Origin of the sequence: Enterobacter cloacae complex sp. P1B, assembly GCF_014982345.1 — a bacterium.
Taxonomy (GTDB): domain Bacteria; phylum Pseudomonadota; class Gammaproteobacteria; order Enterobacterales; family Enterobacteriaceae; genus Enterobacter; species Enterobacter bugandensis.
This window is the reverse complement of record NZ_JADCLF010000003.1, coordinates 302,242-326,996: the sequence shown is the minus strand read 5'-3', so window position 1 is coordinate 326,996 and position 24,755 is coordinate 302,242. Positions and strand designations below refer to the sequence as shown.

Below are 24,755 nucleotides of genomic sequence, written 5' to 3'. Positions count from 1 at the left end.
GTGTTCCTGTACAGGTGATGGTTATGGTTATACCGGCGCGACCAGATAGCGAATTGCCGGTGATGTTGTGCCCTGATGAAAAGCCAGAACGCGGCTCTGCAGCAGGAGGTCATTCATGGTGTGGCGCTCCTGCTGGCGCAGATGCTCAATCCAGGAGCCCATCAGGAAGGTCTCGATAAACAGCCCCGGACGTTCGATATCCTCGTACACCGCCCAACTCATCGCCCCGGCGCGGCGGCGCACCCGGCGCAGCTCGTGTACCGCCTCCAGGAAGGCTTTCGCGTTCTGCGGGTCGATGATGTACTCGTGCGACACCAGCACCGGGCCGCGCTCGTTCGGCAGCTCAATCTCCACGCCGTCCAGCGGCTGGCCGCTCAGGTCGAGGTTTAAATCAGGATCTTTCTCCAGCTTCCAGCGGAACACCGTTGCGCTTGCCAGCACCATCCCCAGCGTGGCGATCACCAGCGAGGTTGGGGTGCCAAACTGCGAGGCGATCTGCCCCCAGATGGCGCTGCCCGTGGTCATCGAGCCGAAGAACACCGTCAGGTAGACCGCCAGCGCCCGGGCCTTCACCCAGCGGGCGGCGCTGCGCTGTGCGCCGAGATTGAGGGTGGAGAGCACCGCAATCCACGCGAAGCCGGTGAAGAACTCAAACAGGTTGAGCAGCCAGACGTGGCGCACGAACGCCAGCGCCAGCATGGTGAGGGCAAAAACCAGGCTCGCGGCCACCATCAGCCGATCGGCGTTCAGCCGCTGGCGCAGGCGCGGCAGCAGGATCGCCCCGGCAATGGCGCCCAGGCCGATGCACGCCAGCATCACGCCGTAGCCCGCCGGGCCTAAGCCCAGCTCGCGGCGCGCCACCAGCGGCAGCAGCGCCCAGCCCGCGCTGCCGAAAACGAAGAAGGCCACGGTGCGCACCAGCACGTTGCGCAGCACCGGCGCGGCGTGCACGTAGCGAATGCCGGAGCGCACCGCGGAGAAGAAGTGCTCCGGCGGCAGGCGCTGCACGGATGGCGCCGGACGCCAGCGCCACAGCACCCACGCTACGCCCACCACGGACAGCGCGTTCAGGGCAAACACCATCCACGGCCCGGCGAGCGAAAGCAGAAAACCGCCCAGCGCGGGGCCAATCGCCCGGCTGATGTTCACCCCGAGCGAGTTCAGCGCCACGGCGGCACCCAGCTCCGGCTTGCTCACCAGATCGGGCACCACGGCCTGGAACGGCGGCGAGCTCATCGCCGCGCCCACGCTCAGCAGGAACGTCGCCACCAGCAGAACGGTAGGGGTGACGTGTTCGGTGAAGGAGAGCACCGTCAGCCCGGCGGCGGCGATGAACACCCACAGTTGTGAGAAGAGCAGGTATTTACGCCGGTCAACGATGTCCGCCATCACCCCGGACGGCAGGGCGAAGAGGAACATCGGCAGGCTGCTCGCCGCCTGCACCAGCGCGATATCCAGCGGGTCGGCGCTGAGCGTCAGCATGCTCCAGTTGATGCCGACGTCGCTCATCCATGAGCCGACGTTAGAGACCACCGTGGCGATCCACAGCATGCGGAACACCGGCTGGCTCAGCGGCTGCCAGGGCGAAACCGCCCGCGCGGGCGTCGTCTCAACGTGTGCGTCGCGAACGTCGTTAACCTGGGTCATGCGAACCTCTCCGTCGCCTTACGCTGCAGCCGCCACTGGCCCGGCCCGGTGAGGGCGAGAGTGGTGAAGATAATCAGCAGCAGCCAGCCAAACTGCCCTTCGGCAATCGACCAGTCCGGGTGTACCGCCAGCATCGCCACCAGCAGCACGGCGATAATCGGCAGACACGCCAGGCGGGTGTAGACACCCGCAATGATCAACAGCGGGCAGATGACCTCGGCGACGATCGCCGGGATCAGGCTCGCGTAAGGCCCGAAGCCGAACGGATCTTCAATGCGCGTCAGCTCTTCGCTGAAGTGCAGCACCTTCGGCAGGCCGTGCACGTAGAGCAGCAGCAGGCTGCCGGTCAGGCGCAGGAAGAACAGCCCCAGGTCGACCCGGGGCGGCATAGTAGTGTTTTTCATCAGAATGCAAAGCAGCTGCAGCCCAGCGCCCCCCAGAAAGCGTTATCGTCGGACACCGGCATCTCTGACGTGCGGGCGAAATCATGCTGGTGGCTGTGAACCCCGCACGGGCCGCTGCAGTGGTGAGCCACACTCAAGCCGACGCGCGTAGCCTGCGGCGGCGCGCTGCGGTAGTGGCCCGGCACCTTCACGACCGGGGACCACTCGGGCAGAACCGGAATGGCGGGCGGCGCGAGCGGGCCAAAGCTGCCTGCGGCGTAAACGATGTCGCCATTCACCACCGTCAGGACGGACTCGATGCCCTTGATCTCCTCTTCCGGCACGCGGAAGTAGTCTTTGCTGAGCACCGCCAGGTCGGCGAGCTGGCCAACTTTAATCTGACCCTTCTGGTTCTGCTCGCTGGAGAACCACGCGCTGCCCTGGGTCCAGAGCATCAGGGCGGTATCGCGATCCAGACGGGCGCTATGATCGTACATCTGCATCCCGCCGACGGTGCGGCCGGAGACCAGCCAGTAGAGCGCGGTCCACGGGTTGTAGCTCGCCACGCGGGTGGCGTCCGTCCCTAAGCCCACCGGCACGCCGGTCTCGAGCATTTTTGCCACCGGCGGCGTGTGGCGGGTAGCTTCGATGCCATAGCGCTCGGCAAAGTACTCCCCCTGGAAGGCCATGCGGTGCTGAACGGCAATGCCGCCGCCGAGCGCTTTGATGCGGTCGATGTTGGCCTGGGTAACGGTTTCCGCATGGTCGAAGAACCAGTGCAGGCCGTTGAACGGAATGTCGCGGTTCACCTTCTCGAACACGTCCAGCATGCGGCTGATGGATTCGTTATAGGTGGCGTGCAGGCGGAACGGCCAGCGGTGCTCCACCAGATGGCGCACCACGCGCTCCAGCTCGTCCTCCATGCCCGGCGCGAGGTCCGGGCGCGGCTCGAGGAAGTCTTCAAAATCGGCGGCGGAGAAGACCAGCATCTCGCCCGCGCCGTTGTGGCGGAAGAAGTCGCTGCCCTGGCCCGGCGTGAGCATGTCGGTCCATTTTTCAAAGTCTTCCAGCTCGTGGCCCGGACGCTGGGTAAACAGGTTATAGGCGATGCGGATGGTCATCTGCTTTTTCTCGTGCAGCTCGGCAATCACCTCGTAATCTTCCGGGTAGTTCTGGAAGCCGCCGCCCGCGTCGATGGCGCTGGTCAGCCCCAGGCGGTTCAGCTCGCGCATAAACTGGCGCGTGGAGTTGACCTGCTGCTCCAGCGGCAGCTTCGGCCCTTTGGCGAGGGTTGAGTACAGGATCATGGCGTTCGGGCGGGCGATCAGCATCCCGGTCGGGTTGCCGTTGGCGTCGCGCTGGATCTCGCCGCCCGGCGGGTTCGGCGTATCCTTGGTATAGCCAACCACCTTCAGCGCGGCGCGGTTGAGCAGAGCGCGGTCGTACAGGTGCAGAATGAAGACCGGGGTGTCCGGCGCGGCGTCGTTAATCTCATCCAGCGTCGGCATGCGGCGCTCGGCAAACTGGAACTCGCTCCAGCCGCCCACCACGCGCACCCACTGGGGCGACGGCGTGCGCAGGGCCTGCTCTTTCAGCATCCGCAGGGCGTCGGCCAGGGACGGCACGCCTTCCCAGCGCAGCTCGAGGTTGTAGTTCAGCCCGCCGCGGATCAGGTGCAGGTGCGAGTCGTTCAGGCCGGGGATCGCGGTGTGGCCTTTCAAATCCACCACCTTAGTGCCGTCGCAGTGGTGCTGCATCACCTCGGCGACGGTACCCACTTCCAGAAATTTTCCATCGCGCACGGCAACGGCTTCCGCGACAGGGTTCTCGCGATCGACGGTGTGAAACTGGCCGTTAACCAGAATAAGATCGGCTTTACCGAGGGTAACCATAACTGCTCCTGACTGAGAGGGGGAATGGTCAGGATTATGGGAACCGGTTTCGGCAAAGATCCAGTTATACAATAGGATAGGTATACCAAAGTATAACTATACCTAAGGTTAACTATACGAAGAGATAATTACGCGCGGCGACGGAAAATCGCAGGATGAGGGTGACTTTATCGTCGCGGCGCTCGCGGCGATTTCTACCCTTAACCACTGGAAAATGCTATGACCTCTTCAAAGCTCGAAGTGTTAACCCCTGCGAACTGTCAGATCATCTTTATCGATCACCAGCCACAGATGGCGTTTGGCGTGCAGTCTATTGACCGCCAGGTGCTGAAAAACAACACCGTGGCGCTGGCGAAAGCGGCCAAAGTGTTCAACATCCCGACCATCATCACCACCGTTGAGACAGAAAGCTTCTCCGGTAACACCTATCCGGAGCTGCTGGACGTGTTCCCGGGCCAGGACATTCTGGAGCGTACCTCCATGAACTCCTGGGACGACCAGAAGGTGCGCGACGCGCTGAAGGCCAACGGCAAGAAGAAGGTGGTGGTTGCCGGCCTGTGGACCGAAGTGTGCAACAACAGCTTTGCCCTGTGCGCGATGCTGGAAGGCGACTACGAAATTTATATGGTGGCGGACGCGTCCGGCGGCACCTCCAAAGAAGCCCACGACTTCGCGATGCAGCGCATGATCCAGGCAGGCGTGATCCCGGTGACCTGGCAGCAGGTGATGCTGGAGTGGCAGCGCGACTGGGCGCGTAAAGAGACCTACACCGCGGTGATGGATATCGTGCGCGAACACTCCGGCGCGTACGGCATGGGCGTGGATTACGCCTACACCATGGTGCACAAAGCACCGTCTCGCCAGAAGAGCGAGCACCGCACCTTAGCGCCGGTCCCGGCTCGCTAAGTTCCGCTGGCGGGCTGGTCCCTCATCCGGCTCGCCGCTGCCTCTTTCTCTGGAGTTCACAATGAGTACTGGGCTGATATCTCTTGCCGCAGGCGTGTTGATTGGCCTGATGTATGCCGTGCTGAAGGTGCGCTCCCCCGCGCCGCCCGCGCTGGCGCTGATTGGCCTGCTGGGGATGCTGGCGGGTGAACAGGCGACGCGCCATCTGTTATCCCGCGACGGCGCGCCGCCTCCTCAGGTAACGGTTCCGCAGGTGAAATTGCAGACGGGAGCGACGTCATGAGAGCATGGATAATTTCGCTGGTGTGCGGCGTGGTTGCTGGGGTAATTTACGCCCTGCTCGACGTTCATTCCCCGGCACCGCCGGTTGTCGCCCTGCTTGGCCTGTTTGGCATGCTGGTGGGTGAACAGCTCATCCCGGTGGGACGGCGTTTACTGAGTCGCGAACCGTTTACCCTCGCCTGGTTTCGTCACGAATGCGTGCCGAAAATCAGCGGCACGGCGCCCCCCGCGCCCGCGAAGGACGATCGCGACGTTTAATGATTTTTTTGAGGAAAGACAGCATGACGCTGCCGTGGCGCATTGCCATCATTGATGACGAACGTTCCGTCCGCAGCGGGCTGAGTAATCTCCTGGAGTCGGAAGGGTATGCCGCCGATACGTTTGATTCGGCAGAGGTGTTTCTGAGCCATCCGCTCGCCCTGTCCGGCGCGGCGCTGGTGATCGCCGATATCAAGCTGCGGGGCATGAGCGGCCTGGAGCTGTTTGACAAGCTGCGGCTGCTGGCCGTCCCCCCACCGCCCGTGATCTTTATCTCCGGTCATGCTGATGAAAATATGCAGCGGTACGCTCTTAGCCTGGGCGCCGCTGCATTTTTGCGTAAACCCATTAACATCGATATTCTGCTGGATCATATACAGCGGGAGCTGGCCCGCCGACGATAAGGATCGCGGATGAACGAACACGAGCAGCCTGCATTCTGGCCCGCCCAGGGGAATCTTCACCAGGGGCGGGTTTTTGTCCTTAAAGAGGATGTGATTTTTACCGTGCTGGCGCAGGAGGGCGGTATCGCCTGGATGCACGCGCGCCATCCCCATTCAGGCGGCTCGTTCATCATTGCCACAGCGGTGAGCGACGAAGAGGAAGAACGGGCCACGCGGCTGCTGAAAAACGAATTTGCGCTGCGTGACGTGCTGCAGGACAGCTGGGCCATCCGCGCCGTTGCCTCCACCCAGTACCGGGGACGATTCGCGCTGGTGTATGCGCCGTTTGCGTTTGAGCTGCTGGCGCGGCGCGCGGGCAGGGCGATCTCGGGGATCTCGCGCTTTATTGAGATGGCGATCCAGATCTGCGTTCCCCTGCGCCAGATGCACCTGCAAAACCTGATCCACGGCGATATCAAGCCCGGCGCGATTTTTGTTCATCACGATGCCACCTGCCGTCTGGGCAGCTTTGGCCTCTCCTGTAGCCTCTCCGGTGCCTTCTCCCAGACCCGGCTTGCCGTTTCAGGCGGTACGCCCGCGTATATGTCTCCGGAGCACACCACCCGCACCCGGCGTCCCGTTGACGGCCGCAGCGATCTCTACAGCCTCGGCATGGTGCTGTATGAACTCCTGACCGGACGCCTGCCGTTTGAGTTGGGGGAGGACGATCAGACCAACTGGGCGCACTACCATATTGCCTCGGAGCCGCTGGCCCCGGACGAGATTCGCCCGGACGTGCCGGGGATGCTGTCGACCATCATCCTCAAGCTGCTGGAAAAGCACCCCGATAACCGCTACCAGACGGTCGACGGGCTGATTGCCGACCTCCGCCGCTGCCAGGCGACGCTGACCTGCGAGGGTGAGATCGTCGCCTTTACGCCCGGCCAGCAGGACCGCACTCCCGCGATCCATCTGGCGGACTCCCTGTTCGCGACGCATCCGCAGGCGAATGACGTCATTGCCGCGTTTGAGCGGGTGGGGCAGAACCTGGCGCCGGAGCTGGTGACAATCGGCGGGCCGTCGGGGATTGGCAAATCGTCCATCATCGCGACGGCGCTCAAAACGCTGCAGCAGCGTCAGGTATTGCTGGCGGTGGGGAAAGTCGATCAGTTCTCGCCGTCTTTACCCTACGGCGTATTAAGCTCCGCGTTCCGCACCCTGACGCTGCACCTGCTGGGGCTGCCCGCGGAAGAGGTAGCGAAGTGGAAAATCCGCCTGTCGCGCGCCCTGGAGGGATACGAAGCGCTGGCCGTCAGCCTGGTGCCCGAGCTGGGGCTGCTCCTTGAGAGCAAGCCGCGCTACTCGGCGGATACGTTTTCCATTGATGCCCGGGCGCGCTTCAGCCATATGGTGCTGGCGCTGGTAAAAACCTTTGCTTCTCAGGGCTGCCCGCTGGTGCTGGTGCTCGACGATCTCCAGTGGAGCGACGCGGCCAGCCTGCATACGCTGAAACATCTGCTGGTGACCTGCGGCGCTATCCCGCTGCTGCTGGTGGTCGCCCACCGCGATATCGGTTCGTTGTCTGAACCAACGCTGCAACAGCAGCTGGCGAGCCTGCCGGAGGCGGCGCAAAACGCGACTGAAATTGTCCCGCAGGCGCTGTCCGTGAAGGCGGTGGCGCGCTGGCTGGCGACGATATTTCGTGCCCGCAGCGCGGCGACGACCGACCTCGCCACGCTGATCCACGAGAAAACCGGGGGCAACCCGCTCTTTGTGCACGAATTTTTCCGCCGCATCGTGGATGACGGGCTGGTGGTGCACAACAAATATCAGGATAAGTGGCACTACGATCTGCAGGCGATCCGCGCCCGGCACTACACCGAAAACGTCGTTACCCTGGTGCTTGAGCAGCTCGAAGAGCTGCCCGACGAGACGCGCCGCCTGCTGGGCAGCCTCGCCTGCCTTGGCGGCACGGGCGAGATGGAGATGATCTGCCGGGTGGTCAGCATGTCGATGGCGGAAATGCGCTATGCGCTGCATCCGGCGGTGATGGCCCAGCTCATTGTGCTGACGGAAAAAGAGTACGCCTTCACCCACGACCGGGTGCAGGAGGCGGCCTTTGCGATGCTGGATCAGCATGAGAAAAGCCATCTTCACCTGACCACCGCCAGCCTGCTGGCCGACGCCGCGCGTCAGGCCGCGGGGAACGAATTGCTGTTCCGCGCCGTTCATCACGTCACGGCCGCGCTGGACTGCATCCAGCCCGCGCCGCAGCGCCAGATGTTCCGCGAGCTGAGCCTGCTGGCCGCACGACGGGCAAAGCGTTCGGGGGATTATCCATCGGCGCTCAGCTATATCCAGACCGCCAGAGCGCTGGGCAACGCCGGGACGGTGTCAGACTTTATGCTTGATATCGAAGAGGCGGGCTGCGAGTTTGCTCTGGGGCACCTGGAGCGCACCCGCGAGCTGTGTGACGCCATCCTCGGCTGCCCCGGCGGGCTGACCGAAAAGGCGCTGGCGGCCAACCTGCTGGTGGAAGTGTACATTCGCCAGTCGGACAGCCGTCTGGCGCTGGAGGCGGCGCTCTGCTGGCTGGGGATTTTTGGTATTCAGATTGGCCGCCACCCGGAAGATGCCGACTGCGACGAGGCCTGGGAACACTTCTGCAACCGCACGGCCGACGCGCCGCAAAGCCTTTTTGCCCAGCTGTCGCGGATGGATAACCCGGAAACCGAAGCGGTGATGAACCTGCTCTACAGCGCCAGCATTTGCGCCAGCTTCATCTGCCCGCGCCTGCATTTTTTGCTGCTCTGCCGCATGATGCACCTCACCCTCGACCACGGCATCACTGGCGCCTCCACCACGGCGATGGCCTGGTTTGGCGTGCTGATTGGCCAGCGCTACGCCGAGTACCGCCTCGGGTTCCAGTACGGCACCCTGGCCCGCGAGCTGGTGAACCGCCACGGCTACGACGCGTTCGAAGCCAAAACCCTCCTGCCCCTCGACCAGCTCAGCGTCTGGACCCAGCCGCTGTCATTCACCATCGAGTGCGCAAAAGCCTGCTTCACCGCCGCCGTTACCCACGGCGATATGACGGTGGCCTGCTTTGCGGCCTGCCATCAGGTCATTAACTTCCTCTCACGGGGCGATCACCTGGACGGGGTATTGACCAGCATCGATCGCGGCCTGGCGTTTGTACGTAAAACCCACTTCCAGGACGTGGAGACCATATTGATGCTCCAGCGCACCTTCGTGGAGTTTTTGCGCACGCCGACGATCGGCACCTGGACCGCGTCGCAGGCGCTGCCCGAGGCGCTGCTTCCCGCGTCGCCGGAGCAGGCCCCGGAGCAGACCTCCACCATGCTGTTCTGGTACTGGCTCTACCGCGGCATGGCGCACTTTACCTGCGGCGAGTATACCGACGCGCAGGCGGATCTTGAGATGGCGGGCTGGTACGCGTGGTCTGCGCCGGGCCATATCCATCTGCTGGATTACCATCTCTACAGCGCGCTGGCGCTCTCACGTCAGCTGACGCCGGAGACGTTTTCGGCAAATCACCGCCGCAGCATTCACGCTCACTACGACAAAATCGCCCTCTGGGCGCGCATTAATCCCGGCACGTTCGCGGATAAAGAGGCGCTGATCTACGCCGAAATTGTCCGTCTGGACGGGATGAACAGCATTGCGCTTGAGCAGTATGAGAAGGCGGTTCGGCTCTCCCGCGAGGGTGGCTTTAACCCGATTAACGCCCTGGCCCACGAGCTGGCGGGCCGCTTTGCGCTGGCCTGCGGCTACCCGACCGCATCAGACGCGCACTTCCGCGGCTCGATTGCCGCCTGGGGCCGCGCGGGCGCGCAGGCCAAGGTGCGCCAGCTGGAGCAGGATTTCCCGCACCTGCTGGCCTCCGGGCAGGCCAGCGCCTACGACACGGTGGCGTTTGCCCAGAACGAGACGATCCGCGATCTGCAGAGCGTGATCAAGGCTTCCCGCGCGCTGTCGGAAGAGATCAATCTTGAGCGCCTGATTGAAAACCTGATGACCATCCTGCTCGAACGCGCCGGGGCGCAGCGCGGCCTGCTGCTTCGCGTGAGCGATAACCTGATCCCGGAGATCGAGGCCAGCGCCTGGACCAGCACCGACGGCGTGCGGGTGCGGATCCTGAAAGACGTGCCGATGGCGACCGACATGCCGCTGTCGGTGCTGGCTGCGGTGATCCGCACCGGGCAGGAGATCCGCACCGGCAAGCCGGAGGAGTTTCATCCCTTCAGCCAGGACCCTTATCTGGTGACCTCGGGGGCGGCGGTGATGTGCGTCCCGATGTTCAAACAGGCGCGGCTGGTGGGCGTGCTCTACCTGGAAAACCGCCTGATGCCGGAGGTCTTCACCGCCGAGCACTCGCGCGTGGTCAGCCTGCTGGGCGCGCAGGCAGCGGTATCCCTGGAGACGGCGCGGCTCTACGCCGAGCTGCTGGCGGAGAACATTCAGCGCCGCCGGGTGGAAAAAGAGCTGCGCGCCAGCCAGACCTCGCTGATGCTGGGCGAGCAGATCAGCCACACCGGCAGCTGGCGCTGGGAGCTGGAGCAGGATCTGATGTTTGTCTCGGAAGAGTACGCCCGCATTCTCGGCCTGCCCGACCAGCAAAAGATGATCTCCATGGCGGAATTTTTAACCTTCGTCCACGAGGACGATTACGCCCGCATCAGCGCCATCGTCACCCAGAGCGTGCGCGACGGGCTCTCCATGCGCGCGGAGTTTCGTATTAAGCGCACCGACGGCTCAACGCGCTACATCCTCGGAATTGGCGATCCGGTGGGGGTGGGCAGCGAGGTGAACGAGTACTACGGCATCATTACCGATATCACCAGCCAGCGCGCCGCGGAAGATGCCATGCGGGTGGCGCAGGCGGATCTGGCGAGGGTGTCCCGCGCCACCACCGTCGGGCAGCTTACCTCCTCCATCGCCCACGAGATCAACCAGCCGCTGATGTCCATCGTCTCGAATGCCGGGGCGAGCCTGCGCTGGCTCAGCCGCGAGCCCGCCCGCCTGGATAAAGTGCGCGAAGGGCTGGAGGAGATCGCCGCGGAAGGCGCGCGTGCGGGGGAGATCATTCGCAGCATCCAGTCCCTGACGCGCAAGCAGGATCCCACCTTCTCGCGCATTGATATGCACTACCTGATCCACCATATCATCACGCTTTCGCGCAGCGAGCTGGAGCAGAGACACATTAGCGTTGATTATCTGTTGAACGCCAGCGACAGCTTTATCACCGGGGACAGCGTGCAGATCCAGCAGGTGCTGCTGAATCTGGTGATGAATGCGGTAGAAGCGATGGCCGAGGTGAGGGATCGCGCCAGCACCATCATCCTCAGCACCGCCAACGCGGACGGGAAAGTGATCGTTGAGATCGCCGATACCGGGAGCGGCATTGAGCCCGAACGGCTGGAGCAGATTTTTGACTCGTTCTACTCCACCAAGCCGCAGGGGATGGGGATGGGGCTGACCATCAGCGCCAGCATCATCGAGCGCCACTGCGGAAAGCTGAGCGCGCGCCGCCGGGAGCCGCACGGCACGGTGTTTACCTTCGCGCTGCCGCTGGCCGCGCAGGAAGGGTAAACGTTACTCAGCGGGCTGGCTTTTGGTCAGGCGCTCAACGGCCCTGACCAGCTCGGCCACGGAGCGCACCTGCATTTTCTCCATCACGCGGCGGCGGTGCACCTTCACCGTGATCTCGCTGACGCCCAGCTCGGCGGCAATCTGCTTGTTGAGCTTGCCGGTGATGGCAAGCTCAAGCACCTCGTGCTCGCGCGGCGTGAGGGACAAATGGCGCTGCTTCAGGGCGTAGTGCTCTTTATTGCGCACGGCGTTGTTTTCCGCCAGCTGCAGCGCGGACTCAATGGCGTCGATCAGCGCGGCGGATTCAACGGGCTTGGTGAGAAATTCGTACGCGCCGCCTTTGATGGCGCGCACCGACATCGGGATAGTGCCGTGGCCGGTGAGAAAAATAATCGGGATCTCGCGCCCGCTGTCTTTGAGCGCGTCCGCCACCTCGAAGCCAGAGATGGCGGGCATCTGCATGTCGAGGATCACGCACGACGGCAGATCCTCAAACCGGTGTTGAAGAAACGTTTCTGCTGATGAAAAGCCGATGGCGTTTAAGTCTGCCGATTCCAGCAGCCCGATTACGGACTGCCTGACCGCGTCATCGTCATCAACCACATACACAATGTGTTCCATTCACCGCCCCGGTGCTGATTTAAATGTCGAGGATGCAAACAGTCTCAACGGTGGCGTAAGAGACTGTTTATGCTGACTTTCATCTTAACACATTAAATATCATTATCATTTAACAATATGATAACCATATGAAGTATAGCGAGCCGGGGCGGGGGCGGTGAAGGAATGAAACGCTGTTTTTATGCACCGACAAGCTCAATGCGGTTGCCGTCCGGGTCCGCGATTACCGCTTCATAAAAGCCGTCCCCGGTCATGCGCGGGGCGCTGAGCAGCGTGCCGTTTGCCTGCGCCCGCTCGGCCATGCTGTCCACTTTTGCCTTGCTGCCGACGTTAATGGCGATATGCGCCCAGCCGATAAACTCCGGGTGCGACGGGGCATCGGGCAGGTCCGGCAGCGTCATCAGCTCGAGGGTCGGCCCGTCATCCAGGGTAATAAAATGGGATTCAAACCCCGGACGGTTTTTGCTGACGTAGCGTTCGTTACTGCGGCCATTAAACACCGTTTCCCAGAACTGAACCTGGGCCTCAAGACTGCGGGTCCAGAGTGCGACATGTGCAATATTCATAAGATCCCTCGTTATTTGTCTGTGAGGACTTTCACTGATAAAACAGGCTACACTCTGGTTTTGAGCGCGACAAGCTGAGGAAACAACAATGCACTACACACTGAAAGAAAGCGACAAGGACAAAGCGGAAGGGTCAAGCGGCGCGGGCGCTCTGCAGCAAAAACTGCTGGAGTCTCGTTCGATTGTCATCTCCGGCGAGATCAACCAGGAGCTGGCGCAGAAGGTCATTACCCAGATGATCCTGCTGCAAAGCGTCAGCAACGATCCGATCAAGCTGTACATCAACAGCCAGGGCGGCCACGTGGAAGCGGGTGACACCATTCACGACTTCATCAAGTTCATCCGCCCGGAAGTGCACGTCATCGGCACCGGCTGGGTGGCGAGCGCCGGGATCACCATCTTCCTGGCAGCGAAAAAAGAGCACCGCTACTCGCTGCCGAATACCCGCTTTATGATCCACCAGCCGCTGGGCGGCGTGCGCGGTCAGGCGACGGATATTGAGATCGAAGCGCGCGAGATCATCCGCATGCTGGATCGCGTCAACAAGCTGATCGCTGACGCCACCGGCCAGCCGCTGGAAAAAGTGAAAAAAGACACCGACCGCAACTACTGGATGTCTCCGGCAGAAGCGCTGGACTACGGCATCGTGGGCAAACTGATTACCCATTACGACGAGCTGAACCTGGATTAAGTTTTACTGCCGTGTACGTGTCGGGTAGCGGCTTCGCCTTACCCGACCTACGCGCGCTCGTTTGACCCATGACAAGTTCCCCCTCTGCCTTCTTGCCTATAATCGCGCCTGTTTCCCCTCTCACTGGTGCTACCCATGGCGTATCAATTGAACCTGAACTGGCCGGAATTTCTTGAGAAATACTGGCAAAAACAACCCGTAGTGCTGAAAAATGCCTTCCCGAATTTTATCGACCCGATTACCCCGGACGAGCTGGCTGGCCTGGCGATGGAGCCGGAAGTCGATAGTCGTCTGGTGAGCCACGCTAACGGCAAGTGGCAGGCCAGCAATGGTCCGTTTGAGCACTTTGACGGTCTGGGCGAAACCGGCTGGTCGCTGCTGGCGCAGGCGGTGAACCACTGGCATATGCCCGCCGCGGAGCTGGTGCGTCCGTTCCGCGTTCTGCCGGACTGGCGTCTGGACGACCTGATGATCTCCTTCTCCGTGCCGGGCGGCGGCGTGGGTCCGCATATCGATCAGTACGACGTGTTTATCATTCAGGGGATGGGCAGCCGCCGCTGGCGCGTGGGTGACAAGCTGCCGATGCGTCAGTTCTGCCCGCATCCGGCGCTGCTGCACGTGGATCCGTTTGAGCCGATCATCGACGAAGATCTGGCCCCGGGCGATATTCTCTACATTCCGCCTGGATTCCCGCACGACGGCTTCACCCATGAAACCGCGCTGAACTACTCCGTCGGCTTCCGCGGGCCGAACGGCCGCGATCTGATCAGCAGCTTTGCCGACTACGCGCTGGAAAACGATCTTGGCGGCGAGCACTACAGCGATCCGGATCTCACCTGCCGCGAACATCCGGGCCGCGTGGAGCAGTACGAGCTCGATCGTATCCGTCAGATGATGATCGACATGATTAGCAAGCCGGACGATTTCACGAAATGGTTTGGCAGCTTCGTCTCCACGCCGCGCCACGAGCTGGATATCGCCGCCGCCGAGCCGCCGTATTCGGCAGACGAGGTGCTAGACGCGCTGCAGGGCGGCGAAACGCTGTCGCGCCTGAGCGGCCTGCGCGTGCTGAACGTTAACGGCAGCGTCTTCATCAACAGCGAACAGCTGGAGACGGTAGACGCGAAGGGCGCGGATGCGCTGTGCCGCTACACCGAACTCGGCCAGGCCGAGCTGGGCGACGCGCTGAAAAACCCGGCGTTTGTTGACGAACTCACCGGGCTGATTAACCAGGGGTACTGGTACTTCGACGAGTAGTAACAGGAGGCGGCGTTTAGTCAGCCTAAACGCCGCTACGTTCAAACCAGCATATTACACGCCTTCCAGTAGTTCAAAAGCCGCTCGTCGTCGCGCTCTTTCTCCGCTTTGATTTTCATCGCCTGGGCGAGATTCTCTCGCGATAACTCATGGCCTTTTTGCACGATGTCCAGGACCGCTTCACCAAGAGCCAGCGAAATTTCTGCCCGATTATTGTTGCGAATCGTCATAAATACCTCCTCGTTGGTTGCGATAATTTAATTATGATCGGGAAATAATCAGTCGGAAATAATTCATCTCATTCTTATTTTTTTTCATTTCGGCGTTAAATAGACATCATATTCCATTCTGTCAATGATGTTTCAAAATGCTAATAAGCCTTTTAAGCCTGAATTTATGCGCTACAGTTATTTTTCGTGCAACAGGCAAATAACCGAAACAGGAGAATGATTATGGTAGATAAAAGCGCAATTAAGGATCACACTCAGGTTGTCGCCAGCTGCGGAACGCACGTCGGGGTTGTGGACCATTTAGACGGCGAGCGTATCAAGCTTGCTAAGAGTGACCCTGAATCAGGCGGCAAGCACCACTTTATTCCTCTCGGCTGGGTCGATAAGGTCGAAGATAATAAAGTTATCCTGACCAAAAACCATAAAGAGGTTTTTGCTGAGTGGCAGGAAGCATAAATATATTTCTCGCAAAGAAATATATATCTTCGCTCCGGCTTTGTCCGGAGCGTAATAGTGTCTGCGCCCGGTGATTGCTGATATGGCAAAGGGATGGTACTGTTTTGCCTGTCCTTTTCCCGATGCAGGCCCCGAATTATGCTCCAGAGTGAAAATAGATCAGCGAAACGCATATTTTTTGTTGAGGATTTTCAGGTATTCGGCGAGCGCTACGGCATCGACTACCGTTTCCCGCTGTTAAAAGGGGAGCAGGTCAGCGGCAGTCCGGTGTTGCAGGGGAATGTGGAAGAGATGACGCTCTCGTCCGGCATTTCGCTGACCCACTCCGACGTGCATGTATTACAACCCTACGAAACCACATCCCGCCACAGCAGCCCGCTCTATATGCTGGTAGTTCTGGAAGGGTGCGTTACGATCGCGCTCAATGGCATCGACTATCACGTTCGTCCCGGCATGGCGTTCAGCGCCCGTCTGAGTGAGGAGCAGGTGATGAGTGCGCGTCACGACGCCGACAGCGCGCTGAAAACGCTCTCGTTTGGCGTGTACCCGCATGAAGCCGGGCGTGAAGCCCTGCTTGAGTCGCTGCTGCTGGAATGGCAAAACCTGAATACACCCACGTTTGTCTGGCACGTTCCCGAGTTTGTTATGTCAGGCATTCAGCATGCGCAGCAGCAGAGGGGAAGCGTGCTCGCGCGTAAGCTATTGCTGGAGGGGCTGATGTACCAGCTGCTCGGCCACGGCCTGAACCAGCGCCAGCAGCCTTGCCCGAGCCGCCCTGAGCATGCGCGCCTGGAACGCGTACGGAGCATGCTGGAACAGTCTCCTGAACGGGATCATACTCTCGCGCAGCTGGCAGCCCTGGCTGCAATGAGCCCAAGCAGCCTGCGCAGCAAGTTCCGTCAGCGCTACGGCTGCACCCTCTTCGATTATCTTCGCGACTGTCGCCTTGCGCTGGCGCGCCGCTATCTGCTGGAAGGCCACAGCGTGCAGCAGGCGGCCTGGATGTGCGGGTATCAGCATGCCACCAACTTCGCCACCGCATTTCGTCGTCATTACGGAATTTCACCGGGCGACGTGCGCAAACTCCGCTAACGTAATTTCGCCCATCGCGCGAACGCATCCCGTGCGGTTTAGCATCGCGCATACGTAACCTGGCGGCGCGCATAGCCGTTTGCACTCTCAAAAAGGTAATAATTCTTATTAACAATAAGAAATATCTCTGGAGAGGGTTATGTTTGCTAAATCGCGTCTGGCACTGCTGGTGGGATGGGTTACCGGTAGCGTCGCTTTTCCTTTACTGGCGCAGGATGCGCAAAAAACTGACACCGTGGTGGTGACCTCGCAGATGCAGTCTGCGGCCACCAAGCTTGAAACGCCGGATATTGAAACTCCGCAGTCGGTCTCTATTGTCACGCGCGAGCAGTTCGAAGAGCAGGGCGCAACCAGCGTGCGTCAGGCCGTGAGCTACACGCCGGGGGTCTACAGCAACCAGATTGGGGCGTCTAACCGCTTTGACTACATGGTGCTGCGCGGCTTCTCTGACGGCAGCCTGGACAACGTCTACCTGGACGGCCTGAAGATGATGGGCGACACCAACTCCCACAGCTCGCTGGTGGTTGATCCGTGGTTCCTGGACAGTATCGAAGTCGTGCGCGGTCCGGCCTCCGTGCTCTATGGCCGTTCATCGCCGGGCGGGATTGTGGCGCTTACCTCCCGTAAGCCGTCGTTCGATCCGGGCGGGGAGATCAAGCTCTTCGCCGGGAACAATAGCCAGCGTGGGGCGATGTTCGACGTCACCGGCCCGGTTGATGATAATGACCGCGTGGCGGTGCGCCTCAGCGGGATGACCCGCTATGCCGATTCCCAGTTCGATCCGCTGAAGGAAGAGCGTTACGCGCTGATGCCGAGCCTGACCTGGCGTATCACCGATAACACCCGTCTGGATCTGATGGCCTACCTGCACCGCGATCCGGAAGGCGGTAGCCACTCCGGCCTGCCGTATGAGGGCACGGTTGTGCCGCACAGCGGGAAGAAAATCTCCAACACGTTCTTTGAAGGTGAAGACGATTACGACAAGTACGATCGTCGGGAAAACATGGTCGGCTATAACCTTGAGCACCTGTTTGACAGCGGCTGGTCCGTGCGCCAGAAGCTGCGCTACCTGCACACCAAAGTGGAGCTGAACCAGGTGTATGCCGCAGGCTGGCTGAATGACACCGAGCTGAACCGCGGCTATTCCGGCTCCGACGAGAAGATGAACGCCATCACCCTGGATAACCAGGTCGACGGCAGCTTCGACACCGGGGCGGTGAACCACCGCGTGCTGATCGGCATGGACTATCAGGACCGCACCAACAACGTGACCGGCTACTATGGCGGTTTCCCGCCGATTGACGCCTTCCACCCGGTTTACGGTGCGAAGCCGGACTACATCACCCAGTACAGCAGGGAAAAGCATAAGCTTCGCCAGACCGGTTACTACCTACAGGATCAGATGTCCGTTGACCGCTGGCGCCTGACGCTCGGCGGGCGTTACGACCAGGTGAGCGTGTCGAACGTCGACAACTTCAACCATACCCGCAGCGATCTGGATAAAAACAACTTCAGCAGCCGCGCGGCGCTGCTGTATCTGTTTGATAACGGCGTTGCGCCGTACGTCAGCTACTCCACCGCCTTTACGCCGACCAGCTTTGCCGACGAGCAGGGCAATATCCTGGATCCGATGAAGGGCAAGCAGTGGGAAGCGGGCGTGAAGTATGAGCCAGAAGGGATGAACAGCCAGTTCAGCGCCTCGGTGTTCCGCATCAACCAGAAGAACATTGCCACCAAAGAGGAGCCGACCGATCCGTACCGTTCCATCGGTGAAATCGAATCCGAAGGCGTTGAGCTGGAGGCGATTGGTCAGCTGACCGACAGCCTGCGCATGCAGGCGGCGTATACCTACACGGATATTCGCTATAAGAAGAGCAGCCCGGAAGAGGAGGGCAAGCGCGCCGTCTATGCCCCGCGTAACATGGCCAGCGCCTGGCTGAGCTACGACGTCAAAACCGGCCCGCTGGACGGCCTGACCGTCGGCTCCGGGGTGCGCTATGTCAACGGGATCGCCAGCGATCGCCAGAACACCCATACGCTTCCGTCGTACACGCTGGTGGACATGGTCGTGGGGTATGACCTGTCAAAAATGGGGCTTACGGGCGTGAGTGCGCAGCTGAACGTCAATAACCTGACGGACAAAAGCTACGTTGCGGCGTGTAACTCGCTCTCTTACTGCTACTTCGGTGCAGAACGCAGCATTGTGGGCAGCGTTTCGTGGAAGTTCTGAGTCGTTGATTTTGCCGGGTGGCGGCTTCGCCTACCCGGCCTACTCTATTCCGTAGCGCCACCGGCGCTAAAAAACGTGCTACTCCTCCATCGCAATCACAATCGCCTCGCCCATCTTCTTCAACGCTTCGCGATGCTTATCCGTCGGCGGCAGCGCCACGTTGATCCGCAGGCAGTTGCGGTACTTCCCTGACGCGGAAAACAGCGACCCGGCCGCCGCCTGGATCTTCAGCCGACACAGCTGCTTGCTGACGCACACCATATCCACCTTCTCCGGCAGCTCAACCCACAGCAGGAAGCTCCCCTGCGGGCGCGTGACGCAAATCTCCGCCGGAAAATACTGCCGCACCCAGCAGGTGTAGGTTTCCATATTCTGCTGATAAATCTGGCGCATACGGCGCACGTGGCGATGGTAATGGCCGTCGCGAATAAACGCCGCCACCGCCATCTGGGTGCCCGGCACGTTAAACCCGCCCGCGGCGTATTTCATGTGCATCACCCGGTCGTAATAGCGCCCCGGCACAATCCAGCCGACGCGCAGGCCCGGCGCCACTGTTTTGGTAAACGAGCTGCAGAGGATCACGCGGCCATCGATGTCCATCGAGTGAATGGTGCGCGGGCGCGGGTACTCCGCCGCCAGCTCACCGTAGATATCATCCTCCACAATCACGATATCGTGCCGCTGGGCGAGGGCTAAAACCTGTTTTTTCCGCGCTTCCGGCATGATAAACCCGAGCGGGTTATTGCAGTTGGGCACCAGGATCACCGCCTTGATCGGCCACTGCTCCATTGCCAGCTCTAACGCCTCGATGCTGATCCCGGTTTCAGAGTCGGTGGGAATTTCAATCGCCTTGATGTCAAACCCGCGCAGCATCTGCATGGTGCCGTGAAAAGATGGCGACTCCACCGCTACGATGTCCCCCGGTTTGCACACCGAGAGCAGGGCGATCGACAGCGCGCCGTGGCAGCCGTTGGTGATCACAATGTCGCTTGCCGAGACGGTCGAGCCGCCGTCCAGCATCAGGCGGGCGATCTGCTCGCGCAGCTCAAGGCGGCCGTCGAGCACGTCATAGCTCAGCATCTCGCTTGGGTTATGCTGCGCAAGGCGGCTCATCTCGCGCCACAGGGGCTTCAGGCTCGGCTGGTTAATGTCCGGCGAACCGCCACCAAAGGAGATCATCTCTTTGTCGGCGCGGGCGTCCAGCAGCATCATCACCTCATCCCACTGGGTGACGTCCACCGGGCGCTGCACCGGGCGCGTCATCGCCGGGACGGGCGGCTGGGCTTTGCGTTTCGAGACAAAATAGCCGGAGCGCGGCTGGGGGGTGATCAGCTGAAGGTTTTCGAGGATCTGGTAGGCCTGCTGTATGGTGCTGATGCTCACGCCGTGCTCCTGGCTCAGGGCGCGCACCGACGGCAGACGCTCGCCGCTGCGATACAGCCCTTGTTCAATGCGTTCTGCCAGAAGGTTGGCCAGGTGTTGATAGCGTGTCATGCTGTATCCTTTATTTTCACCATACAGATTATTAAACCAGTACAGATTGCCGCAAAAAACGGCATGCAGATACCGTTTTAGCGGATCTGTATGTTAAATAAAAGTTGTTTTTGCATCTGTATTGCGCAGGTCGATTTCCAGGATGATAACCCCACTGGCACAGTGAGGAGAGCATTATGGAATTCTACGAAAACCGTTCAAAACGTCCGTTCGTCGTATTTGTCTGGATCGGCAAAACGATCCGCAACTGGTATCGCATCAACCGTACCCGCCGCATCCTGAGCCAAATGAGCGACGAGCAGCTCAAGGACGTCGGGTTATCCCGCAATGATATTTAAACCGTGGCCGGGTAAGGCGCAGCCGCCACCCGGCGGTTCAGTTCAACAGCGCAAGCGTCTGCCGTTTCGGCCTTTCCAGCAGCTCCAGCGCCTCCTGATATGACCGCACGTTGTTATAGCCCATCACCAGCCCGTAGCGTTTGCCCGACCCGCGATACCACTCAGAGAGCGCATTAACCTGCAGCTGCTGTTCCTGCCAGCAGCGGGCCACTTCCCGGTCGCAGCTCCCTTTGGTGAGAAACGCCACGATATGCATCCCGCCGTCGTTTTGCTCGGTGAAAAACAGATCGCCATACACCTCGCGCAGGGCGGAAATCATCCAGTCGCGGCGGGTCTGGTACAGCGCGCGCATCTTTTTCAGGTGACGGAAAAAATGCCCTTCGTTGAGAAACGCGGTGAGGATCTTCTGCGTCAGCACCGGCTGGCCGCTGGTGGTGATATCCGCGCAGTCGGTAAAGGCCCCGACGGTGCTGGCGGGCATCACCACGTAGCCCATGCGCAGCGACGGCATGATGGTTTTACTGAAGGTGCCCATAAAGATCACCCGGTCGTGCTGGTCGAGGCTTTTCAGCGACGGCAGCACCTTGCGGGTGTAGTGAAACTCCCCGTCGTAATCGTCTTCGATGATCCACGCCTCGTTCTGGCTGGCCCAGTCGAGCAATTGCTGCTTGCGCGGCAGGGAGAGCGTCACCGCCAGCGGGCTCTGGTGCGAGGGGGTGACGATGGCAAAACGCGCGTCACGATGGTGACGAAGCAGGTATTCCGTATCAATGCCGCAGCGATCGACCGGCGCCGTGTGCAGGCGCGGCACGATCCGCTTCAGCAGCTGCTGGCCCATAAAGTAGCCCGGATCTTCAAATACCACCTTGTCGCTGCGGCTGGCGAGGGTGTCGAGGATCAGCCGCAGGCTGCCGCTGTAGCCGCTGGTGATCAGCACCTGTTCGGCGGTGCAGGACAAGCCGCGCGAGATATTGAGATAGCTGGCGATGGCCTGGCGCAGCGGATACCAGCCCAGGACGGGCGGGTTGAGCATCTCCTCCTGACGCATGGCGCGCGTCGCCTGGCCCGCCAGCAGCAGCCATTTTTTATACGGGAAGCTGTCGAGGGCGGGGATGCCGGGGCGCAGAAAACCGGCCCGCTCGCGCTGGCTGATAAGCGAGGCCGGAAGCGTGCCGGTAGGCTGTTCCGCAGGGGCATTGTTATCCGGTAGCAGTAAATCCGGGTTGACCCGCGTGCCGCGCGCGCCCTGGCTCACCAGATACCCTTCACCCGTCAGAATGGCGTACGCCGTTTCGACGGTTTTGCGCGCCACCTTCAGCTCTTCCGCCAGCACGCGGATGGCAGGTACCTTATCCCCCGGCTTCAGCACGCCGCGCGTGATGTTGTCGCGATAGCGTGTATAAATGTCGTGATAGCCCGGCTTCATGTCCTACCTCATTTCACGCTTTTTGTATCTTTTTACTATGTCATGAACGGCGTAGATTTGCCTCATCGCACGGCACATGCCGCACAAAAAGAGGAAAGACAATGAGCACTCGCGTTAACCACCATAAAGTTACACCTGCCCTCGCCAACGCGCTGTCTGCCCTGAGTATGGAGGTGGCAAAAACCTCCATCGACCCGGCGCTGAAGCACCTGATCGACATTCGCGTGTCGCAGCTGAACGGCTGCACCTTCTGCCTGGATATGCACTCTAAAGAGGCCAAAATCGCCGGGGAACGCGAGCTGCGCCTGTACCATCTGGCGGCCTGGCGCGAGTCCCCGCTGTTCAGCGCCCGCGAGAAAGCCGCGCTGGCCTTCACCGAAGCGCTGACCCAGATTGGCGTTCATGGGGTGAGCGACGCGCTGTACCGCAGCGTGGCGGAGCACTTTTCGGACGTGGAGATTTCAGAGCTGAACTTCGCCATCGTGGCGATCAACGCCTGGAACCGTCTGGGGATCACCTCCCGCATGGCGCCCGGCTCGCTGGACGCGGCTTACGGGCTGAATAAGGCTAACCTGGAATAATCCCGCGCTCGCGGATCATCGCCACCAGCGCCCGCAGTCCCGGCGGGACGTGGCGATGGCCGGGGTAATACAGGCGCAGCCCGGCAAAGGGCTGCGCCCAGTCGTTTAAAACGCTCACCAGCTCTCCATTCTCAAGTTCTTCCCGGATATACAGTTCCGGCAAAAATCCTACCCCTAATCCCGCCTTTACGGCGCGGATCGAGGCGAAAAGATCGGATGTCGCAAAGCGCGGCGGTACGGCAAGGGCGTACGTTTCCCCCCGACGCGCCAGCTCCCAGCGGTAGATCCCGCCGTGGGCCATGCGCATGCCGATCCCCTGATGTGAAAGCAGATCGTCCGGCGTCTGCGGAGTACCGTGACGGGCAAAATAGTCCGGCGTGGCGGTCACCAGCTGGCGGATCTCCCCGGTCAGCGGCACGGCGATCATGTCCTGCGGCACGGACTCCTCAAGGCGGATCCCCGCGTCGTAGCCTTCCGCGACGATGTCGATCATGCGCGCTTCGCTGACGGTTTCCACGCGCATCTTCGGATAGCGGATCATAAAGTCGATCAGCAGCTGGTCCAGAAACAGGGTGCCGATATGGTTCGGCACGTTCAGACGCAGCGTGCCGGCGGGTTCCCCGGTGTCGCTGTGGATCTCCTCGCTGGCGAGGCGGATCTCCTGCAGCGCCGGGCCAACGCGCGCCACGTAGCGCTGTCCGGCGTCGGTGAGCGCCACGCTGCGGGTAGTGCGGTTAAAGAGGCGGGTATCAAGGCGGCTCTCCAGCCCGGCGATAGCGTTGCTGACCGCCGTGGCGGACATGCCGAGCTCCTGCGCCGCGCCGCGAAAGCTGCCGCGCCGCACCACCGCCATAACCACTTCCAGCTCTGTCAGACCTGAACGATGCATAGATTATCCTGAAAATCGAAATAACCCTTGCAGCATAGCGTGGATTATCGCAACGGAGAAGCCGTGCCAGACTGTGCTCACACAGCCTGAGGAGGTTTATATGCACACTATCGAACAGATCTTTATTAACGGCGAATTTGTTACCCCGCACGGCACCGAACGGTTTGATTTATACAATCCGGCGACGGCGCAGGTCATCGGGCAGGTACGCCTGGCGGATGAGGTTGACGCAGCGCGCGCCGTTGCGGCGGCAAAAGCGGCGTTCCCCGCGTGGTCGCAGACGACAAAGCAGGAGCGCATTGCCGCGCTAAAACGTATGCACGCCGCCGTGGCCGCTCGTCACGACGAGCTGCTGGAAGCGGTCATCGAAGAGTACGGCGCACCCGCCTCGCGCTCGGCGTGGATGGCCAGCTATCCGGCGGAGGTGATTGCTCAGGCGATTGAGGCGCTGGAGGCGTTTGAATTCGTCACCCACGCGGGCGCAGCCACGGTGCAGATGACGCCGCTTGGCGTGGCCGGGCTGATTACGCCGTGGAACAGCGACGCAGGATTTATCTGCGGCAAGCTGGCGGCCGCGCTGGCCGCGGGCTGTACGGCGGTGATTAAGCCGAGCGAAATGAGCGCCCTGCAAACGCAGATTGTCACCGAAGCGCTGCGCGATGCGGCTCTGCCGCCGGGCGTGTTTAACATCATCACCGGGCGGGGTGAGACGGTCGGTGACACAATCAGCCGCCATCCGGACGTGGCAAAAATCTCGTTTACCGGTTCGACGCATACCGGCAAGGCGATCCTGCGCAACGCGGCGGAAAGCTTTAAGCGCGTGACCCTGGAGTTAGGCGGGAAATCGCCGACGATCCTGCTGGATGACGTGGATCTGGCGCAGGCGATCCCGCTTGTCATTCAGGCCGGGTTTATGAACAGCGGGCAGGCGTGCGTGGCCGGAACGCGCATTCTGGTGCCTTACTCGCGTAAGGCGGAGATCGAAACCGCGCTGGCGCAGGCCGTGGCGGCGATGAACTCCGGCGACCCGCGCGATAAATCAACGGACGTCGGCCCGATGGTCAGCGCAAAGCAGTGGCTGCGGGTGCAGGGCTATATCCGCAAAGGTGTCGAAGAGGGGGCGCGCCTGCTGGCGGGCGGCGAGGGGCGGCCGGAAGGCACGCAGGACGGCTGGTTTGTGCGCCCGACGCTGTTTGTCGACGTGAACAACCAAATGACGATTGCCCGCGACGAGATTTTTGGCCCGGTGCTGTGCGTTATTCCCTATCGTGACGAGGCGGAGGCGATTGCCATTGCCAACGACACGGACTACGGCCTGAGCGCGGTGGTGCTGGGCGGTGCGGACCGCGCGCGCCGCGTGGCGCAGCAGATTGTTTCCGGTCGCGTGCTGGTGAACACCCTGGCCCATGAACCGAAAGCGCCGTTCGGCGGGTTTAAGCACTCCGGCGTGGGGCGCGAGATGGGCGAGTGGGGGATCCGCGCGTTTATGGAGCCGAGGTCGGTTCTGGGCTAAAGCTTCG

At 61.2% G+C, this 24,755-nt stretch carries 21 protein-coding genes and 1 pseudogene; 13 read left to right on the top strand and 9 right to left on the bottom strand.

Annotation, left to right across the window (positions count from 1 at the left end; all coding sequences use genetic code 11):
• Window positions 1-27: 27 nt before the first annotated feature.
• From INF77_RS02860 to INF77_RS02850, 3 genes are read right to left on the bottom strand one after another with little or no spacing between them, the layout of a single operon-like run.
• Window positions 28-1,647, bottom strand: a complete 1,620-nt coding sequence (locus tag INF77_RS02860) for an MFS transporter (protein ID WP_193532430.1) — start codon at window positions 1,645-1,647, stop codon at window positions 28-30.
• A complete protein-coding gene (locus INF77_RS02855) occupies window positions 1,644-2,051 on the bottom strand; it encodes a DoxX family protein (RefSeq protein WP_028015359.1) in 408 nt (135 codons plus the stop codon). The genes INF77_RS02860 and INF77_RS02855 overlap by 4 nt, the downstream gene beginning before the upstream one ends.
• Window positions 2,051-3,922 (bottom strand): amidohydrolase, encoded by a 1,872-nt coding sequence (locus INF77_RS02850; RefSeq protein WP_193532429.1) that lies wholly within the window; start codon window positions 3,920-3,922, stop codon window positions 2,051-2,053. Before INF77_RS02850 ends, INF77_RS02855 begins: the two co-directional genes overlap by 1 nt.
• A gap of 219 nt (window positions 3,923-4,141) precedes the next feature.
• Between INF77_RS02850 and INF77_RS02845 the strand changes: the two genes are divergently transcribed.
• The 5 genes from INF77_RS02845 (at window position 4,142) to INF77_RS02825 (ending at window position 11,364) form a co-directional block, all read left to right on the top strand.
• Window positions 4,142-4,828: a hydrolase gene (locus INF77_RS02845; RefSeq protein WP_023331928.1), complete on the top strand. Its 687-nt coding sequence runs from the start codon at window positions 4,142-4,144 to the stop codon at window positions 4,826-4,828.
• 61 nt (window positions 4,829-4,889) lie between these two features.
• Window positions 4,890-5,111, top strand: a complete 222-nt coding sequence (locus INF77_RS02840; RefSeq protein ID WP_193532428.1) for a DUF1427 family protein — start codon at window positions 4,890-4,892, stop codon at window positions 5,109-5,111.
• Window positions 5,108-5,368, top strand: coding sequence for a XapX domain-containing protein (locus INF77_RS02835; RefSeq protein ID WP_028015363.1), 261 nt, complete (start codon window positions 5,108-5,110; stop codon window positions 5,366-5,368). The genes INF77_RS02840 and INF77_RS02835 overlap by 4 nt, the downstream gene beginning before the upstream one ends.
• A 23-nt stretch (window positions 5,369-5,391) precedes the next feature.
• Window positions 5,392-5,772, top strand: coding sequence for a response regulator transcription factor (locus INF77_RS02830; RefSeq protein WP_028015364.1), 381 nt, complete (start codon window positions 5,392-5,394; stop codon window positions 5,770-5,772).
• 9 nt (window positions 5,773-5,781) lie between these two features.
• On the top strand, window positions 5,782-11,364 hold the full coding sequence (locus INF77_RS02825) for an ATP-binding sensor histidine kinase (RefSeq protein ID WP_193532427.1): 5,583 nt from the start codon (window positions 5,782-5,784) through the stop codon (window positions 11,362-11,364).
• Window positions 11,365-11,367: 3 nt separating this feature from the next.
• On the opposite strand, the gene INF77_RS02820 is transcribed toward INF77_RS02825, so the two are convergent.
• Window positions 11,368-11,985: a response regulator transcription factor gene (locus INF77_RS02820; protein WP_045259555.1), complete on the bottom strand. Its 618-nt coding sequence runs from the start codon at window positions 11,983-11,985 to the stop codon at window positions 11,368-11,370.
• A gap of 179 nt (window positions 11,986-12,164) precedes the next feature.
• Window positions 12,165-12,551, bottom strand: coding sequence for a VOC family protein (locus tag INF77_RS02815; protein WP_045631073.1), 387 nt, complete (start codon window positions 12,549-12,551; stop codon window positions 12,165-12,167).
• Between the two features lie 85 nt (window positions 12,552-12,636).
• On the opposite strand from INF77_RS02815, the pseudogene INF77_RS02810 reads away from it, so the two are divergent.
• Both INF77_RS02810 and INF77_RS02805 read left to right on the top strand, forming a co-directional pair.
• Window positions 12,637-13,242, top strand: a pseudogene (locus INF77_RS02810) (ATP-dependent Clp protease proteolytic subunit); the annotation flags it as partial.
• A 135-nt stretch (window positions 13,243-13,377) separates the two neighbouring features.
• Window positions 13,378-14,499: a cupin domain-containing protein gene (locus INF77_RS02805; RefSeq protein WP_193532426.1), complete on the top strand. Its 1,122-nt coding sequence runs from the start codon at window positions 13,378-13,380 to the stop codon at window positions 14,497-14,499.
• 41 nt (window positions 14,500-14,540) lie between these two features.
• Here the strand turns inward: INF77_RS02805 and INF77_RS02800 are convergent, their stop codons facing one another.
• A complete protein-coding gene (locus tag INF77_RS02800; RefSeq protein ID WP_028015370.1) occupies window positions 14,541-14,729 on the bottom strand; it encodes a hypothetical protein in 189 nt (62 codons plus the stop codon).
• 222 nt (window positions 14,730-14,951) lie between these two features.
• Here INF77_RS02800 and INF77_RS02795 point away from each other — a divergent pair, with 222 nt between their 5' ends.
• The 3 genes from INF77_RS02795 to foxA all read left to right on the top strand — a co-directional run bounded on the left by INF77_RS02795 (window position 14,952) and on the right by foxA (window position 18,507).
• A complete protein-coding gene (locus INF77_RS02795; RefSeq protein ID WP_028015371.1) occupies window positions 14,952-15,185 on the top strand; it encodes a DUF2171 domain-containing protein in 234 nt (77 codons plus the stop codon).
• A 138-nt stretch (window positions 15,186-15,323) separates the two neighbouring features.
• Window positions 15,324-16,277 (top strand): AraC family transcriptional regulator, encoded by a 954-nt coding sequence (locus INF77_RS02790; RefSeq protein WP_193532425.1) that lies wholly within the window; start codon window positions 15,324-15,326, stop codon window positions 16,275-16,277.
• Between the two features lie 121 nt (window positions 16,278-16,398).
• A complete protein-coding gene (gene foxA, locus INF77_RS02785) occupies window positions 16,399-18,507 on the top strand; it encodes a ferrioxamine B receptor FoxA (RefSeq protein ID WP_193532445.1) in 2,109 nt (702 codons plus the stop codon).
• A 78-nt stretch (window positions 18,508-18,585) separates the two neighbouring features.
• On the opposite strand, the gene INF77_RS02780 is transcribed toward foxA, so the two are convergent.
• Complete coding sequence (locus INF77_RS02780; protein ID WP_041911335.1) at window positions 18,586-20,001, bottom strand: PLP-dependent aminotransferase family protein; 1,416 nt, start codon at window positions 19,999-20,001, stop codon at window positions 18,586-18,588.
• Between the two features lie 176 nt (window positions 20,002-20,177).
• Between INF77_RS02780 and INF77_RS02775 the strand changes: the two genes are divergently transcribed.
• Complete coding sequence (locus INF77_RS02775; protein ID WP_032644967.1) at window positions 20,178-20,339, top strand: DUF1127 domain-containing protein; 162 nt, start codon at window positions 20,178-20,180, stop codon at window positions 20,337-20,339.
• 37 nt (window positions 20,340-20,376) lie between these two features.
• Here INF77_RS02775 and INF77_RS02770 read toward each other — a convergent pair whose 3' ends face one another.
• Complete coding sequence (locus INF77_RS02770; RefSeq protein ID WP_193532424.1) at window positions 20,377-21,765, bottom strand: PLP-dependent aminotransferase family protein; 1,389 nt, start codon at window positions 21,763-21,765, stop codon at window positions 20,377-20,379.
• Between the two features lie 101 nt (window positions 21,766-21,866).
• Between INF77_RS02770 and INF77_RS02765 the strand changes: the two genes are divergently transcribed.
• Complete coding sequence (locus tag INF77_RS02765) at window positions 21,867-22,346, top strand: carboxymuconolactone decarboxylase family protein (RefSeq protein WP_014882392.1); 480 nt, start codon at window positions 21,867-21,869, stop codon at window positions 22,344-22,346.
• On the opposite strand, the gene INF77_RS02760 is transcribed toward INF77_RS02765, so the two are convergent.
• Window positions 22,333-23,235, bottom strand: a complete 903-nt coding sequence (locus tag INF77_RS02760; protein ID WP_041911333.1) for a LysR family transcriptional regulator — start codon at window positions 23,233-23,235, stop codon at window positions 22,333-22,335. The two genes, INF77_RS02765 and INF77_RS02760, sit on opposite strands and share 14 nt — an antisense overlap.
• 100 nt (window positions 23,236-23,335) lie before the next feature.
• On the opposite strand from INF77_RS02760, the gene INF77_RS02755 reads away from it, so the two are divergent.
• A complete protein-coding gene (locus INF77_RS02755) occupies window positions 23,336-24,748 on the top strand; it encodes an aldehyde dehydrogenase family protein (RefSeq protein WP_193532423.1) in 1,413 nt (470 codons plus the stop codon).
• Window positions 24,749-24,755: the final 7 nt, after the last annotated feature.

Coding starts and splice junctions, on each gene's coding strand:
- INF77_RS02860 (WP_193532430.1), bottom strand. CDS start 1,647: ATGACCCAGGTTAACGACGTTCGCGACGCACACGTTGAGACGACGCCC.
- INF77_RS02855 (WP_028015359.1), bottom strand. CDS start 2,051: ATGAAAAACACTACTATGCCGCCCCGGGTCGACCTGGGGCTGTTCTTC.
- INF77_RS02850 (WP_193532429.1), bottom strand. CDS start 3,922: ATGGTTACCCTCGGTAAAGCCGATCTTATTCTGGTTAACGGCCAGTTT.
- INF77_RS02845 (WP_023331928.1), top strand. CDS start 4,142: ATGACCTCTTCAAAGCTCGAAGTGTTAACCCCTGCGAACTGTCAGATC.
- INF77_RS02840 (WP_193532428.1), top strand. CDS start 4,890: ATGAGTACTGGGCTGATATCTCTTGCCGCAGGCGTGTTGATTGGCCTG.
- INF77_RS02835 (WP_028015363.1), top strand. CDS start 5,108: ATGAGAGCATGGATAATTTCGCTGGTGTGCGGCGTGGTTGCTGGGGTA.
- INF77_RS02830 (WP_028015364.1), top strand. CDS start 5,392: ATGACGCTGCCGTGGCGCATTGCCATCATTGATGACGAACGTTCCGTC.
- INF77_RS02825 (WP_193532427.1), top strand. CDS start 5,782: ATGAACGAACACGAGCAGCCTGCATTCTGGCCCGCCCAGGGGAATCTT.
- INF77_RS02820 (WP_045259555.1), bottom strand. CDS start 11,985: ATGGAACACATTGTGTATGTGGTTGATGACGATGACGCGGTCAGGCAG.
- INF77_RS02815 (WP_045631073.1), bottom strand. CDS start 12,551: ATGAATATTGCACATGTCGCACTCTGGACCCGCAGTCTTGAGGCCCAG.
- INF77_RS02805 (WP_193532426.1), top strand. CDS start 13,378: ATGGCGTATCAATTGAACCTGAACTGGCCGGAATTTCTTGAGAAATAC.
- INF77_RS02800 (WP_028015370.1), bottom strand. CDS start 14,729: ATGACGATTCGCAACAATAATCGGGCAGAAATTTCGCTGGCTCTTGGT.
- INF77_RS02795 (WP_028015371.1), top strand. CDS start 14,952: ATGGTAGATAAAAGCGCAATTAAGGATCACACTCAGGTTGTCGCCAGC.
- INF77_RS02790 (WP_193532425.1), top strand. CDS start 15,324: ATGCTCCAGAGTGAAAATAGATCAGCGAAACGCATATTTTTTGTTGAG.
- INF77_RS02780 (WP_041911335.1), bottom strand. CDS start 20,001: ATGACACGCTATCAACACCTGGCCAACCTTCTGGCAGAACGCATTGAA.
- INF77_RS02775 (WP_032644967.1), top strand. CDS start 20,178: ATGGAATTCTACGAAAACCGTTCAAAACGTCCGTTCGTCGTATTTGTC.
- INF77_RS02770 (WP_193532424.1), bottom strand. CDS start 21,765: ATGAAGCCGGGCTATCACGACATTTATACACGCTATCGCGACAACATC.
- INF77_RS02765 (WP_014882392.1), top strand. CDS start 21,867: ATGAGCACTCGCGTTAACCACCATAAAGTTACACCTGCCCTCGCCAAC.
- INF77_RS02760 (WP_041911333.1), bottom strand. CDS start 23,235: ATGCATCGTTCAGGTCTGACAGAGCTGGAAGTGGTTATGGCGGTGGTG.
- INF77_RS02755 (WP_193532423.1), top strand. CDS start 23,336: ATGCACACTATCGAACAGATCTTTATTAACGGCGAATTTGTTACCCCG.